This is a genomic window from Paracidovorax anthurii (assembly GCF_003269065.1).
In the GTDB taxonomy this organism is placed as follows: Bacteria; Pseudomonadota; Gammaproteobacteria; order Burkholderiales; family Burkholderiaceae_C; genus Paracidovorax; species Paracidovorax anthurii.
The window spans coordinates 38,483-53,352 of record NZ_QLTA01000019.1 but is presented as its reverse complement, the minus strand read 5'-3'; the positions used below and the strand labels follow the sequence as shown (position 1 = coordinate 53,352).

13 protein-coding genes are annotated in these 14,870 nt (G+C 70.5%); 12 read left to right on the top strand and 1 reads right to left on the bottom strand.

Annotated features, from left to right (window positions below):
- Positions 1 to 96: 96 nt before the first annotated feature.
- From AX018_RS11365 to accD, 6 genes are all read left to right on the top strand, one after another.
- Positions 97 to 2,844 carry a motility hub landmark protein FimV gene (locus AX018_RS11365; RefSeq protein ID WP_111877398.1) on the top strand — a complete coding sequence of 916 codons (2,748 nt, stop codon included), beginning with the start codon at positions 97 to 99 and terminating at the stop codon, positions 2,842 to 2,844.
- Positions 2,845 to 2,893: 49 nt separating this feature from the next.
- Positions 2,894 to 3,730 (top strand): tRNA pseudouridine(38-40) synthase TruA, encoded by an 837-nt coding sequence (truA, locus tag AX018_RS11360; protein ID WP_111877397.1) that lies wholly within the window; start codon positions 2,894 to 2,896, stop codon positions 3,728 to 3,730.
- 99 nt (positions 3,731 to 3,829) lie between these two features.
- Complete coding sequence (locus AX018_RS11355) at positions 3,830 to 4,594, top strand: phosphoribosylanthranilate isomerase (RefSeq protein WP_111877396.1); 765 nt, start codon at positions 3,830 to 3,832, stop codon at positions 4,592 to 4,594.
- Positions 4,594 to 5,862, top strand: coding sequence for a tryptophan synthase subunit beta (trpB, locus tag AX018_RS11350; protein WP_111877395.1), 1,269 nt, complete (start codon positions 4,594 to 4,596; stop codon positions 5,860 to 5,862). Before AX018_RS11355 ends, trpB begins: the two co-directional genes overlap by 1 nt.
- On the top strand, positions 5,859 to 6,704 hold the full coding sequence (gene trpA, locus AX018_RS11345; protein WP_111877394.1) for a tryptophan synthase subunit alpha: 846 nt from the start codon (positions 5,859 to 5,861) through the stop codon (positions 6,702 to 6,704). The genes trpB and trpA overlap by 4 nt, the downstream gene beginning before the upstream one ends.
- A 175-nt stretch (positions 6,705 to 6,879) precedes the next feature.
- The gene (gene accD, locus AX018_RS11335) at positions 6,880 to 7,752 is read left to right on the top strand and encodes an acetyl-CoA carboxylase, carboxyltransferase subunit beta (RefSeq protein ID WP_111877393.1); all 873 of its coding nucleotides are present in this window, start codon (positions 6,880 to 6,882) and stop codon (positions 7,750 to 7,752) included.
- Between the two features lie 124 nt (positions 7,753 to 7,876).
- On the opposite strand, the gene AX018_RS11330 is transcribed toward accD, so the two are convergent.
- Positions 7,877 to 8,422, bottom strand: a complete 546-nt coding sequence (locus tag AX018_RS11330; protein ID WP_111877392.1) for a YggT family protein — start codon at positions 8,420 to 8,422, stop codon at positions 7,877 to 7,879.
- Between the two features lie 72 nt (positions 8,423 to 8,494).
- Between AX018_RS11330 and AX018_RS11325 the strand changes: the two genes are divergently transcribed.
- The 6 genes from AX018_RS11325 (at position 8,495) to AX018_RS11300 (ending at position 14,800) form a co-directional block, all read left to right on the top strand.
- Positions 8,495 to 9,160 carry an LON peptidase substrate-binding domain-containing protein gene (locus AX018_RS11325; RefSeq protein ID WP_111877391.1) on the top strand — a complete coding sequence of 222 codons (666 nt, stop codon included), beginning with the start codon at positions 8,495 to 8,497 and terminating at the stop codon, positions 9,158 to 9,160.
- A 140-nt stretch (positions 9,161 to 9,300) separates the two neighbouring features.
- Positions 9,301 to 10,404: a glycosyltransferase gene (locus AX018_RS11320; RefSeq protein WP_111877390.1), complete on the top strand. Its 1,104-nt coding sequence runs from the start codon at positions 9,301 to 9,303 to the stop codon at positions 10,402 to 10,404.
- The gene (locus AX018_RS11315) at positions 10,401 to 11,711 is read left to right on the top strand and encodes an exopolysaccharide biosynthesis polyprenyl glycosylphosphotransferase (protein WP_111877389.1); all 1,311 of its coding nucleotides are present in this window, start codon (positions 10,401 to 10,403) and stop codon (positions 11,709 to 11,711) included. The genes AX018_RS11320 and AX018_RS11315 overlap by 4 nt, the downstream gene beginning before the upstream one ends.
- 153 nt (positions 11,712 to 11,864) lie before the next feature.
- Positions 11,865 to 13,142, top strand: coding sequence for a lipopolysaccharide biosynthesis protein (locus tag AX018_RS11310; RefSeq protein WP_111877388.1), 1,278 nt, complete (start codon positions 11,865 to 11,867; stop codon positions 13,140 to 13,142).
- A gap of 12 nt (positions 13,143 to 13,154) precedes the next feature.
- Positions 13,155 to 14,012, top strand: a complete 858-nt coding sequence (locus AX018_RS11305) for an O-fucosyltransferase family protein (RefSeq protein ID WP_111877387.1) — start codon at positions 13,155 to 13,157, stop codon at positions 14,010 to 14,012.
- Entirely contained in the window at positions 14,009 to 14,800 is a 792-nt protein-coding gene (locus AX018_RS11300) for a glycosyltransferase family 2 protein (RefSeq protein WP_111877386.1), read from the top strand. Before AX018_RS11305 ends, AX018_RS11300 begins: the two co-directional genes overlap by 4 nt.
- The last annotated feature ends 70 nt before the right edge of the window (positions 14,801 to 14,870 follow it).

The following is a 14,870-nucleotide window of genomic DNA, read 5'->3' as shown; positions in this document are numbered from 1 at the left end:
TGCTTTTTACATATTTTCACGCGTTGGCGCGGAACCGGGTTCAGGCCTGCTTCCGCGTTTTTCGCGAAGGCTCAACCTGACTGGCTGATGGCACACATGCATCGTTGGAAACTCTCTGTCCTGGCCGCCGCGGCCTTCGTCTCGGCCAGCTTCTATGCTCCCGATGCCAGCGCCCTCGCCCTCGGTCGCCTCACGGTGCAATCCGCCCTGGGGGAACCCCTGCGGGCGGAAATCGATCTGCCGCAGATCACCGCCGCCGAGGCGGAATCCCTGCGCGCCGCGCCGGCCTCCCCGCAGGCCTACCGCGCCCAGGGCATGGAGTTCTCGCCCACCCTCAACGATCTTCAGGTGCGCCTGCAGCGCCGTGCCGACGGCACGATGGCGCTGCGGCTGAGCACGAGCCGCCCGGTCAACGACCCCTTCGTCGATCTGGTGCTGGACGCCAGCTGGAGTTCCGGCCAGATCGTGCGCAGCTACACGCTGCTGCTGGACCCGCCGGCCATGCGCCGCGAAGCCCCCTCGCCCACGGCCGCGGCACAGGCCGGCAGCACCGCGTCGGCAGCGCCGCAGTCCACGCGGCCCGCCACGGCCGCGCCCGCATCGCCGCGGGCTGAAACGCCGGCGGCCGCACCCCGTCCCGCACCCACCCCCCGCCCCGCCGCTGTCCCTGCATCTGCATCTGCATCTGCACCGGCCAGCGCCGACAGCGTGGTGGCACGCCCTGGCGACACCGCCGGCCGGCTGGCCAGCACGTACCGCCCCTCGGGCGTGTCGCTCGACCAGATGCTGGTGGCGATGATGCGCGCCAACCCCGACGCCTTCGTGCGTGGCAACGTGAACCGGCTCAAGGCCGGCGCGGTGCTCCAGATCCCGGACGAGACCCAGGCCCGCGCCACGCCGCCCGCCGAGGCCCGCCAGATCATCGCCGCCCAGAGCCGCGACTTCAACGACTTCCGCCGCCGCCTGGCCGGTGCCGCGCCGTCCGCAGACGTGGGCACGGCAGAACGCTCGGCCAGCGGCCGCGTCCAGGCCCAGGTCGAAGACCGCAAGCCGGCCACCACCGCGCCCGACAAGCTCACGCTGTCCAAGGGATCGGTGCAGGGCCAGCGTGCCGCCGAGGAGCAACTGGCCCGCGACAAGCAGGCCAGCGATGCGTCGAACCGCATGGCCGAGCTGTCCAAGAACATCTCCGACCTGAACAAGCTGGGGACGGCCTCCGCACCGGCGGGTGCGCCCACCCCCGCGCCTGCGGCGTCGGCTGCGGGCGGCGCCCGCGTCGCGGTCCCTGCGGGCAGCGTTCCGGCCGCGCCGGCGGCTGCCACCCCGGCCTCCGTTCCAGCCCCCGTGGCCAGCGCCCCCGCGGCCCCCACCCCGGCCCCAGCCGTGGCGGCTGGCGCATCCAGCGCAGCCCCCTCGGCGCCGGCCGCCTCCGAGCCGGCCCCCGCCGCCAGCACTGCGGCGCCCGAGCCCGAGGCCACGGCATCCGCCGCGCCAGCCCCGGCGGCACCGCCGCGTCCGGCCCCCGCGCCGGCTCCCGCACCCGAGGAGCCTGGGTTCGTCGATTCCCTGCTCGAAAACCCGATGGTCCCCCTGGCAGGCGGCGGATTGCTCGCGCTGTTGCTGGGCTACGGCGTCTATCGCACGGTACAGAGCCGTCGCAACCGGGGCGCGGTCGACAGCTCCTTCATGGAAAGCAAGCTGCAGCAGGACTCGTTCTTCGGCGCGAGCGGCGGCCAGCGGGTGGACACCGCCAGCAGCCAGTTGAGCACCGGCTCGTCGTCCATGGCGTACTCCCCGAGCCAGCTCGATGCCGGCGGCGACGTGGACCCCGTGGCGGAGGCCGACGTATACCTCGCCTATGGCCGCGACCTGCAGGCCGAGGAGATCCTGAAGGAGGCCCTGCGCCACAGCCCCGAGCGGACGGCGGTGCACGTGAAGCTGGCCGAAATCTATGCCAAGCGCCAGGACCGCAAGGCCCTCGAAGCCGTGGCCCAGGACGTGTTCCGCCTCACCGACGGCCAGGGCCCCGACTGGAGCCGCGTGGCGGACATCGGCCGGGGCATCGACCCCGACAATGCGTTCTACCAGCCCGGCGGCCGCCCGCCCACGCTGGAGAGCGACGACAGCCGCAGCTACCCCAGCGAAGGCTTTGCGAGCACGCTCACCGACGGCCGCCCGGCCGGGACCGGAGCCGGAGTCGCCGTGGCGGGTGCCGGGGCGGCCGCAGCGGCGGCAGCGGCCCTGCCGCCCGATCTCGACCTGGACCTGGACCTCGACCTGCCGGACGATGCGCTGACCGAGGCCCCCCCGGCGCCTCCGGCCGCCCCCGGCGCGTTCGCCGCGGCAACGGCTGCCGCCTCTGCGGCACCCACGCCCCCGGCCGGCATGGAGCCGCTGCACTTCGAGCCAGCCAGCATGGCGCCGCCTCCGGTGGCGGCGGCCAACAACCTCGAGCCAGCAGCCCCCGAGCTCGACTTCCCGACCGATCTGTCGCTCATGAACTCGGCAAGCGCCCCGCTCACGCCGGACGCCAGCCCGGCCTCGGCCCCCGCGCCGCTGGAGTTCGACCTGGGCGGCCTGTCGCTCGACCTGGACTCGCCCACCACCGCGCGCTCGGGCCTGGAATCCGAAGCCCCCGCCGCCGAAGCCCCTGCGGCGGACCCTGCCGCCGACGACGCGCCGGCCCTGCCGGACGATCCGCTGGCCACCAAACTCGCGTTGGCCGAGGAGTTCAACGCCATCGGCGACAGCGAAGGCGCCCGCACCCTGGTCGAGGAAGTGATCGCCGAATCCTCCGGCCCGCTCAAGGCCCGGGCACAGCGCCTGTTGGCCGAACTGGGCTGATGCCCGCCGTGTCCGCCCCGGCGCGGGCCGGGCGGAAGGGCGCGCGGCCATGAGGGTCGCCCTCGGCGTCAGCTACAACGGCCAGGCCTACCGCGGCTGGCAGAGCCAGCCCGGCGGCCAGACCGTGCAAGACCACCTCGAAGCGGCCCTGGCCCGCTTCGCCACCCATGAAGTAGCCACCATCTGCGCGGGCCGCACCGATGCCGGCGTGCACGGCCTGATGCAGGTCGTGCACTTCGATACGCCCCTGGAGCGGGCACCGTTCTCCTGGGTGCGGGGCACCAACACCTTCCTGCCGCCGGACATCGCGGTGCAGTGGGCCCGGCCCGTGCCGGAATCCTTCCATTCCCGAGCCTGCGCTACCGCCCGGCGGTACGCCTACGTGCTGCTGCAGTCCCCCGTGCGGCCCAGCGTGGATGCCGGGCGTGTGGGATGGGTATTCAATGCGCTCGGCGAAGACGCCATGCGCGCCGCGGCGACGCACCTGATCGGCGAGCACGATTTCACCTCGTTCCGCGCCTCCGCCTGCCAGGCCAAGTCGCCGGTGAAAACGCTGAACCGCATCGCGATCACGCGGCGCGGCCCCCTGGATACGCAGCCCGTTCCACGCCCGGGAGGGCGCGACGACGTTCCTGCCTGCTACTGGCGCTTCGAATTCGAGGGCAATGCCTTCCTGCACCACATGGTGCGCAACATCATGGGCTGTCTCGTGGCCGTGGGCCAGGGCCAGCACCCCCCGGACTGGATGCGCTCCGTGCTGCAAGCACGCTCGCGCGATGCCGCCGCCCCCACCTTTTCCCCCGACGGGCTCTACTTTCTCGGCCCCGTCTACGATCCGGCCTGGGGGCTGCCCGCACGCACCGCTGCGTATGATTGGCTGCCCTGACGCGGGCAACCAGCGGCGCAACCCACGCTTTCACCGCCCACGGCCCCGTCCCGAACGGGTTCCGCCGCCCTCCGGGGCATCCAGCGCTTTCGGCTTGCCATGCTCCACCCACCGCCTTCCGCCTCCAGTTCCCCTTCCAGCGCAGCCCTCCCGGCCGGCGCGGCCACGCGCACCCGGATCAAGATCTGCGGGCTGACCCGCGAGCAGGACGTGGATGCCGCCGTGGCGGCGGGCGCCGATGCCGTGGGTTTCGTGCTCTACGCCAAGAGCCCCCGGGCCGTCACGCCCCGGCGCGCGGCCGAGCTGGCGCGCCGCCTGCCCCCGTTCGTCACGCCGGTCCTCCTGTTCGTGAACGAGAGCACCGCCAACGTGATGGCCGCCTGCGCCGACATTCCGACGGCCACCGTGCAGTTCCATGGGGACGAGACCCCCGAGGACTGCCGGGCGGCGGCCGATGCCGGCCGCCGGCCCTACCTGCGGGCCGCGCGCATTCCCCTGGGCGCGGAGGCCCCGGCTTTCGACCTCGTACAATTCGCCCACCAATACTCACACGCCCAGGCCATCCTGCTCGACGCCCATGTCGAAGGCTATGGCGGCGGCGGCAAGGCATTCAATTGGTCACTCCTTCCTCCAAGCGTCGGCTCTCACCTCGTTTTGTCTGGTGGACTCACGCCTGCAAACGTGACCGATGGCATCTTGCAGGTGCGGCCGCGCGGCCTCTCGCTCGCGGTTGACGTCAGTTCCGGCGTGGAAGCCGATGGCCCCGACGGCAAGCCGCTGCGGGGCATCAAGGACGCCGGCAAGATCCAACGCTTCATCGCCGCCGTGCGCGCGGCCGATGGGCACTTTGCAGAGAACGATTGATGCTTTCCTACCAGCAACCCGATGCCTCGGGACATTTCGGCCGCTATGGCGGCAGTTTCGCGAGCGAGACGCTCACGCACGCCCTCACCGAACTCCGGGAGGCCTATGCGCGCTACCAGAACGACCCGGACTTCCTGAAGGAATTCCACAGTGAACTGGCGCACTTCGTGGGGCGGCCCTCGCCCATCTACCACGCGGCACGCACCAGCCGCGAGATGGGCGGCGCGCAGATCTACCTCAAGCGCGAGGACTTGAACCACACCGGCGCGCACAAGATCAACAACGTGATCGGCCAGGCGATGCTGGCCCGGCGCATGGGCAAGCCGCGCGTGATCGCCGAAACCGGCGCGGGCCAGCACGGCGTGGCCACGGCCACCATCTGCGCGCGCTACGGCCTGGAGTGCGTGGTGTACATGGGCGCGGAGGACGTGAAGCGCCAGAGCCCCAACGTCTATCGCATGAAGCTGCTGGGCGCCACCGTGGTGCCCGTCGAATCGGGCAGCCGCACGCTCAAGGACGCGCTCAACGAAGCCATGCGCGACTGGGTGGCCAACGTGGACGACACCTTCTACATCATCGGCACCGTGGCGGGCCCCCACCCCTACCCGATGATGGTGCGCGACTTCCAGAGCGTGATCGGCACCGAGTGCCTCGCGCAGATGCCCGCCATGCTCGCCGCGCAGAACATCGCCGCCGGGCACCCCGACGCGGTGATCGCCTGCGTGGGCGGCGGCAGCAACGCCATGGGCATCTTCCACCCCTACATCCCGCACGAGAAGACGCGCCTCATCGGCGTGGAAGCCGCGGGCGAGGGCCTGGACAGCGGCAAGCACTCGGCCTCGCTGCAGCGCGGCAGCGCCGGCGTGCTGCACGGCAACCGCACGTTCATCCTGCAGGACGAGAACGGCCAGATCACCGAGACGCACAGCATCAGCGCCGGGCTGGACTACCCCGGCGTCGGCCCCGAGCACGCCTGGCTCCAGGAGATCGGCCGCGCCGAATACGTCGGCATCACCGACAAGGAGGCGCTGGACGCCTTCCACTACCTCTGCCGCACCGAGGGCATCATCCCCGCGCTGGAGTCGAGCCATGCCGTGGCCTATGCCCTGCAGCTCGCCCGCACGATGCGCGCCGACCAGTCCATCCTCGTGAACCTCTCGGGCCGGGGCGACAAGGACATCGGCACCGTGGCCGACCTCTCGGGCGTGGACTTCTACGACCGCCCCTCCATGCGCGGCCACGCCGTGAAGGGGAGCCCCACCGCATGACCGCTTCCACCACCACCCCTCCCTCCGCCACGGGCGGGCGCATCGCCGCCACGTTCGCCGAACTGCAGGCCAAGGGCCGCAAGGCGCTCATCCCCTACGTGACGGCCGGCTTCCCCTTCGCCGACATCACGCCAGCGCTCATGCACGGCATGGTGGAGGCCGGCGCCGACATCATCGAGCTGGGCGTGCCCTTCTCCGACCCCATGGCCGACGGGCCGGTGATCCAGAAAGCGGGCGAAAAGGCCCTGTCGCTGGGCATCGGCATGGCGCAGGTGCTGGGCCACGTGCGCGAGTTCCGCCAGCGCAACACCAAGACGCCCGTGGTGCTCATGGGCTATGCCAACCCGGTGGAGCGCTACGACCAGGTCCACGGCGATGGCGCCTTCGTGCGCGATGCCGCGCAGGCCGGCGTGGACGGCGTGCTCATCGTGGACTACCCGCCCGAGGAATGCGAAGACTTCGCGGCCCGGCTGCGCGCGCACGGCATGGACCTGATCTTCCTGCTCGCGCCCACCAGCACCGAGACCCGCATGCAGCAGGTGGCGCGCGTGGCGAGCGGCTACGTGTACTACGTCTCGCTCAAGGGCGTGACCGGCTCGGGCGCGCTCGACACCTCGGCCGTCGAGGCCATGCTGCCGGTGATCCGCCGCCACGTGCACATCCCCGTGGGCGTGGGCTTCGGCATCCGCGACGCGGCCACCGCGCAGGCCATTGGCCGCGTGGCGGACGCCGTGGTGATCGGCAGCCGCATCATCCAGTTGCTGGACGACCAGCCCCACGAGAAGGTGGTGCCGCTCGCCATCGACTTCCTGCGCGGGGTGCGCAAGGCGCTCGACGCATAAAATGGGGCGCATCCCCCTGAGCGGCTTTGCCGCTTCCCCCTTCTCTCGCGCTTCGCGCGGGAAGGGGGACGACGCCAGCGGCCCGGCGGAGCCGGTTCCGCGGCGTCCCTCGCCTGGGCCGCGCCGGTTTTGAAGGTTGCGTGCTGCGACCTGCCATTCATCTAGAGGAATACACATGTCCTGGCTTGAAAAACTCCTGCCGTCCAAGATCCAGCAGTCCGACCCGACGGAGCGCCGCCAGGTGCCCGAGGGGCTCTGGATCAAGTGCCCGAGCTGCGAGACGGTGCTCTACAAGACCGATCTGGAGCACAACCAGAACGTGTGCCCGCACTGCAGCCACCACCACCGCATCAATGCCCGTCCGCGCCTGGACGCCTTCCTCGATCCGGAAGGCCGCTACGAGATCGGCCAGGAAGTGCTGCCGGTGGACGCGCTCAAGTTCAAGGACAGCCGCAAGTACACCGAGCGCCTGAAGGAAGCCCTGGAGAACACCGGCGAGACCGACGCACTGGTGGTGATGGGCGGCTCGGTCAAGAGCATCAACGTGGTGGTGGCCTGCTTCGAGTTCGATTTCATGGGCGGCTCCATGGGCAGCGTGGTGGGCGAGCGCTTCGTGCGCGGCGTCGAGACCGCCATCGAGCAGAAGGTGCCCTTCATCTGCTTCACCGCCACGGGCGGCGCGCGCATGCAGGAAGGCCTGCTCTCGCTCATGCAGATGGCCAAGACCAACGCGGCCCTCACACGGCTGGCCAAGAAGGGCCTGCCCTACGTGAGCGTGCTCACCGACCCGACCATGGGCGGCGTGTCGGCCGGCTTCGCGTTCGTGGGCGACATCGTGATCGCCGAGCCCAAGGCACTGATCGGCTTCGCCGGGCCGCGCGTGATCGAATCCACCGTGCGCGTCACCCTGCCTGAAGGCTTCCAGCGCGCCGAGTTCCTGCAGACCAAGGGCGCGGTGGACTTCATCTGCGACCGGCGCGAGCTGCGCAGCACGGTGGCCAAGAGCCTCGCGATGCTGCAGCGCCTGCCCGCCGATTCCGTGGCCTGAGCGGCCCCGGCACACTGCGCTATCAAAAAGATAGCTGCCGACGTCCTGGATTCAGCGACATGGCAGCTATTTCTCATGCAAGTAGGCGCCGGGGGCGCCGCTTCCGGCTTCTGGCCAGTCGCTGCTACAGCACCGCATTCTGCAGGTGGCCGAGCACGATCATGACGACCTGTAGGCCCACGATGGCCACGAGGGGAGACAGGTCCACCCCGCCCAGCAACGGGATCACGCGCCGCAGCGGCCGCAGCACCGGGTCGCAGAGCCGCGTGATGACGTCCGAGAGCGGCGAGCGTGTCTGCACCCACGACAGCACGGCGCACACGATGAGCAGGCCCATCAGGCCGGACACCGCCACCCGCGCCAGCCCGAACACCGCCAGCCAGGGCAGCCAGGTCAGCCCCATGCCGCCGCCGAGCAGCAGCCAGAGAAGCAGGTACTGAACGAACTGGATCAGCAGCCCGCCCACGAGGCTCGCCCAGTCCCAGCGCCCCGCCGTGGGCACGACCCGGCGCAGCGGCAGCACGAGCCAGTCGCTGAGCGCGAACACCAGCCGCCCAATCGGGTTGGAGAAAGGGACGCGCTGCAGTTGCATGTAGAGACGCAGCAGGCAGGCGCCGGTGAGCAGCCCGCCTACCACGTCCAGCAAGAAAGATGCGATCTGGAAAAGCATGAAACCTCGTCATGTAAAGACCCGTCGCGGGCCTGTTTCGCCATGGGATGATAGCGGGCCATACTGGCGACCATGACCTTCGCCCCGCCCCCCTCCGAGCCCCCCACCCCGCCGCTCACCCTGACATCGCTGCCGCTGTTCCCGCTCGGCACGGTGCTCTTTCCGGGAGGGCAGCTGGCGTTGCGCGTCTTCGAGGTGCGCTACCTCGACATGGTGCGCAAGTGCCGCCAGACCGGCGCGCCCTTCGGGGTGGTGGCCCTGACGGACGGCCACGAGGTGCGCCAGCCAGGGGCGGCGCCGGAGCAATTCCACGATGTCGGCACGCTCGCCGCCATCGCCGACCTGGACGCATCGCACCCCGGCCTCATCGCCCTGCGGGCGCAAGGGTCGGAGCGCTTTCGCATCGTGCGCCGCCACCTGCTGCCCCACGGCCTCTGGATCGCCGACGTGGAGCAACTGCCGCCGGACGCCGCGATCCCGGTGCCCGAAGACCTGCGCAAGACCGCATCGGCCCTGGAGCAGGTGCTGGCGCGGCTGCGCGACCGCAGCCCGGACGACCCTGGCCTGGCCGTGCCCCTGGCGGCGCAACTGGACGATTGCGGCTGGGTGGCCAACCGCTGGTGCGAGCTGCTGCCCGTGCCGCTCGACCTGAAGCAGCAGCTCATGCAGCTCGAAAGCCCGCTGCTGCGGCTGGAACTGGTGGGCGACGTGCTGGACCGCACGGGTATTGCGAGCTAGGGGCCGCCGACGCCATGAAAAGGGTCGCGAAACGCATCACAGTACGCCCACCTTCAAGACACACGGCGCCGTGCGTGCACCCACACACTTTCGCAGGGCGATGCGATCCCTCCATGGCGACAACACATTCCAGATAGAACATGGCGGCTGAACCGAAGGTGATGCAGGTCATCACCAAAGGCGAACGGGGTGGCGCCCAGACCCACGTGCGCACCCTGTGCCGGGCACTCGCCCCGCAAGTCCGCTTCAGCGCCGTCATCGGCGGCACCGAGCCCGCGCCACTCGAAAGCGATCTGCACGCCTTGGGGCTCCCCGTCCACCGCGCGCCCAGCCTGCGCAATTCACTGGCGCCCTGGCACCTGTGCCGCTCGGTCCTGGAACTGCGTGCGCTGATCCGCCAGCACGAACCCGATGTGCTGCACGCCCACAGCGCCGTGGCCGGCGTGGTGGCGCGCCTTGCGGGCAGGCTGTGCCGCAAGCCCGTGGTCTATACCGTGCACGGGTTTGCCTTCAAGCCCGAGGCGCCCTGGCTGCGCCGCACCGTGGCCTGGTGCTGCGAATGGCTGCTGGCGCGGTGGACGCAGCACCTGGTGTGCGTATCGGCGCATGAACTGCAGCTTGCGCAAGGCTTGCCGGTGCAGGCTGGCCGGCAAACCGTCGTGCCCAATGCCGTGGAAGACGACGGCCACCGGGCGCAGCCCGGGCTCGAACCCGCGTGCATCGCCATGGTGGCCCGGCTGGCCGCGCCCAAGCGCCCCGATCTGCTACTGCACGCCCTGGCCCGGCTGCGCGATGCCCTGGGGCACGAGGTGCCCGCCAGCATCATCGGCGACGGCCCGGGTCGCGTGGCCTTGCAAGCGCAGGCGCACCAATTGGCATTGCACCAGGTCGGCTTCGTGGGCGATGCGGATGACGTGCCCCGGCGCCTCGCCCGGCACAGCATCTTCGTGCTGCTGTCCGACCACGAGGGCTTGCCCATCTCGGTGATCGAAGCCATGCGTGCGGGCCTTCCCATCGTGGCCAGCCATTTGCCGGGCATCGGCGAGCTGCTCCCCGGCGAACAGCACGGCGCCCTGGTCCCCAACGAGGTGGAGGCCATCGCCCACGCCCTGGAACGCCTGGCCCGCAGCTCCGCGCTGCGCGAGCGCCTGGGCCGGGCGGCCCGCACGCGGTACGAAGAGCGCCATACCCCCGAACACATGGCGTCGGCCATACTCGCCATCTACATCCAGGCCCTTGCATGACCTCTTCCGGTACGCCCCGCCCCACCACAGCGCCCGCCCCCACGCGGCGTGGCAACGCCCTGCTCTGGTGGAGTCTGCTGGGCCTGCTGACGCAGGCGCTGGGCTACGCCGTGGCACGCCAGATGGAGGACGCGGGCTGGGTCACGCCACTGTTTCCCTCCACCGTGCTGTGGTGCGCCGTGCCCTACCTGCTCGCGGCGCGCTGGCTGCACCAGGGTGCCCACCTGCCGCCCCTGGAACAGGGCGGCTTCCTGCTGGTGGTGACCACGGTGGCGTTTCTGCTGGCGCCGCTGGGTTTCGCGCTGCTGCAAGAGCCTTACTCGCGCGGTGCCGTCCTGCTGGCCTACGTGCTGGCATTGGCCTGGCTGCTGTGCGGGCACGGGCTCTGGGGCCGCCGCCGCACGCTGCACCTGGCCTATCTCGATGCGGGCACTCCCCCCGCGCTGCGCCAGATGCTCCGCCCCCAGGAACAGCGCGACAGCCAGTTGCGCCTGGTCAGCTGGACGGGCGGCCTGCCCGCTCCCGCACAGCGCATGGGCGTGGACGGCGTGGTGATCGACCGGCTGGTCGATGCAGACATGCAGCGCCTGCAATGGGTGAGCGAACTCAAGCTCCAGCGCGTGCCGCTCTACAGCACCGAAGCGGCGGCGGAAATGCTGTCGGGCCGCAAGATCACCGGCTCGCTGGGCGAGCAGGACTTGTGGCAACTGGCCAGCCACCCCGCCTACGACATCGCCAAGCGCTTGCTGGACCTGGGCCTGACCCTGATCTCCCTGCCGGTGTGGCTCGCGTTGTGCCTGGGCGCGGGGCTGGCCGTGAAGTTCGACTCGCCGGGCCCCATGCTGTACTCGCAGCCGCGCATGGGCCGCCACGGGCGCACGTTCCGCATCTGGAAATTGCGCAGCATGCGCCACGAGCCCGCCGACCGCACCGCGCAGTTCGCGCGCCAGCAGGATGACCGCATCACGCGCGTGGGCCGCTTCATCCGCCGTACCCGGCTGGACGAGCTGCCCCAGCTCTGGAATGTGCTGCGCGGCGACATGAGCCTGATCGGCCCTCGCCCCGAGCAGGTGCAGTTCGCGCAGGATTTTGCGGCCGCCATGCCGACCTACCCCTACCGCCACCTGGTGCGCCCCGGCCTCACGGGCTGGGCGCAGGTGCAGCAGGGCTACGCCGACAGCGCCGAGCAGACCGCCATCAAACTGAGCTACGACCTCTACTACGTGGCGCACTGCTCCATGGCGCTGGACCTGCTCATTGGCTACAAAACGGTGCGCACGGTATTGACGGGGTTTGGAGCGCGGTGAAAACGGCTGACCGGCAACGATTGGCGGCCCGGCCTGTACCCCGGGTGCTTCCAGGCAAGACCGACAGGGCCGGCCAGGAAGCAGGCCATCCCGCAGCTCCAGGTCGATGCGCGCCATGCCGGCCGGGTCTTCACGCAGGCGCCACGCCCCCCCATGTCCCTTGAGCGCAACATCCTGGCGAACTACGTCGGTTCGGGAGCCGTCGCGCTCGCGCCCATCCTGGCCCTGCCCTGGTATCTCGCCGCGCTCGGCCCGCAGCAGTTCGGCTTCGTGGGCTTCGTCACCACGCTGCAGGCCGTGCTCAACCTGCTCGACGCGGGCATGAGCCAGGCCCTGGTGCGCGAGATCTCGCTGCGCTCCGCCGGCGAAGGCGCCGTGAAGCCGCGCACAGCGACCCTGTTGTACGGGTTCGAGCGCTTTTACTGGGCGCTGGCGCTCCTGATCTGCCTCGGACTGGCCCTGCTCGCAGGGCCCATCGCGCGCCACTGGCTCCACCTGGATGCAGCGGCGCAGGCCAGCGGCCATGCTGCGGTCTTCGGTGCGGCCGCGATCTTCGCAACCATGTTCCCGGGCTCGCTCTACCGCAGCCTCCTCGTGGGCACGGAGCATCAGGTCACCCTCAACAAGATCCTGCTCATCGCCACGCTGCTTCGCCATGGCGGCGCCGTGCTGGCCGTGACCTGCTGGCCGTCACTGACGGTCTATCTGGTCTGGCACGTCGCCGCCGGGCTGTTCGAGACCGCGCTGCGCGCCCGCGCCGCCTGGTCCGCGACCGGCACGCGGCGCCGCGACGCCCGCTGGCACGGCGAGGTGATCCGCCAGGCCTGGCCTGCGGTTGCCGGCCTTGCGGTCGCCTCGGGCCTGGGCGCGCTCACGATGCAACTGGACAAGCTGCTGCTCAGCAACCTGGTCCCGATCGCGGACTTCGGCTACTACGTGATCGCCTCGTCGGCGGCGGGCGGCCTGTTCCTGCTGACCTATCCTTTGATGCAGGCCGTGCTGCCGCGCGCCCTCAGACTCAAGGCAGATCCGATGGCGCTGGGGCGCCTGTACCTGCGGCTGTTCGGCGCCATCGCGGTGATCGCCGCCTCGGGCGTGATGGTCTACGCGGTCCCTGGTCCTGCACTGCTGCAATGGTGGCTCAAGGACGCGCATGCCGCAGCGGTCGTCTATCCCTTGCTGGGGTGGCTTCTGGTCGGAGCCATCCTCAATGCGTTCTACAACATCGGCTATACCCACTGGCTCGTGCACGGCAAAATCGACCGCATCTTCCAGATCAATGTGCTGACCGGCGCGCTGTGCCTGCTGATCATTCCCATCATGGTCGCCCGCTTCGGGGTGGTCGGCGCAACGTCGGGCTGGCTGGTCATCAATCTTGTCGCTCTCATTGCGAGCCTGCCCGGTCTCTTCCAACTCCATCGTGTCCACTGACCGGAAAAAAACATGACCACAACGCGCGTCTTCCTGCGCGGCGGGCTCGGCAACCAGTTCTTCGAATGGCTGCACGCACTGACGTTGGCCGAATCGGGAGCCGATGTCGCGCTCGACACCAGCTTCCTGCGCAAGGTGCGCGGCAACCAGGCCATCGGCGAGGTCGAACTGGCCAAGGTGTTCACTGACCTGCGCCTGCCGCTGCGCCGCACCCAGGGCCTGTGGCGCGCCGAACCGGTGTTCGTGCGTGCAGCCCGCCTGCTGGGCCAATTGCGCACCGATGCCTCTTCCGCGGACGGCAGCACGCCTGCACGCTTTCACTACGGCTACTACCAGCATCCGCGCCATTTCAGCGAGCGGGCGCTGCTGCAGGCCCGTGAACGGCTGCGCCCGGCGCTGCGCACGGCCCCCGCAGGCCTGTCGCGCTACGCGGCCCTGCATGTCCGGGGCGGCGACTATGCCGCCTTGCGCTACAACCGCGAGCAGATCGGCCCGCTCGGCGCCGGCTATTACCGCAGCGTGCTGCAGGCGCTGGAGCGCGACTGGCCCGAACTGCCCGTGCTGGTCATCTCCGATGACTATGCGCATGCACGGGCCCTGCTCGCGCCGCTCATGCCACCGGACCGCGGCCTGTTCCTCGACACCCACCTCGGCGGCAACGACACGGCCGAACAGGCGCTGCAGGCCCTGATCAATGCCGATGTCCTGGCCTGCGCCAACAGCTCGTTCAGCGCGATGGCGGGCTACCTGGGTGGCGCGCGTGCGGTGTTTGCGCCGGCGCCGTGGTTCCGGGGCCCCGCGCTCGCCGGGGCCGATCCGTCGCTGCCCGGATGGCACCGGCTCGGCGCCGATTTCGCCCCGGCGCCATGAGCCTGCCGCGCGTCTCCGTCGTCATCCCCGTCTACAACGCCGAGGCAACGCTGCAGCGCGCGCTCGACTCGGTGCGGGCCCAGACCCTGCCGCCGTTCGAGGTGATCTGCGTGGATGACGGCTCGCGCGACGGCTCCGTCGCGCTGGCCACGCGCTACGACCCCGCGGGCGCTTTCCTGCTGCGGGTGGTGCAGCAGCCGCGCAACGCCGGTGCGGCAGCGGCGCGCAACCGCGGCCTGGACCTGGCCACGGGCGACGTCATTGCCTTTCTCGATGCCGACGACCTCTGGTCGCCGGACAAGCTCGCGCGCCAGCTGGAGGCGATGCAGCGGCAGGGCCTGGACCTGTTCGGCGGCTACTCGGGCCTGCTGGCACCGGAAATGCCGCCGGCACGCCCGCACGATGCGCCCCCTCCACTCGACACCCGCGAGGTCGCACTGCTGCCGGCCATGCTGTCGAACCCCTTCCACACCTCGTCGGTCATGGTGCGGCGCGATGCACGGGTGCGCTTTCCCGAGGACGGCCAGCTCAGCGAAGACTATGCGCTCTGGCTGCAGCTGATCGCGGCCGGCTGGCGCTGTGCGCGCCACACGCAGACGCTCTCGTTCATGCACAAACCGGCCTTCGGCGCATCGGGCCTGAGCGCGCAGTTGTGGCGCATGCAGCGCGGGGAGCTGAGGGCGCTCGGTGCCGTCGATTGGCGCGCGCACCGCGGCGCGCTGGTGCTGGCGCTGCCGGTCTCCTGCCTGAAATTCGGCCTGCGGCTGCTGCGCACCTGGCTGCGCTAGAGCTCGTTTTGCGGACTGCCTCTTAAAATCACCGGTTTGGCCGCGCACCGCGACGCGCGCCTCCACGCCC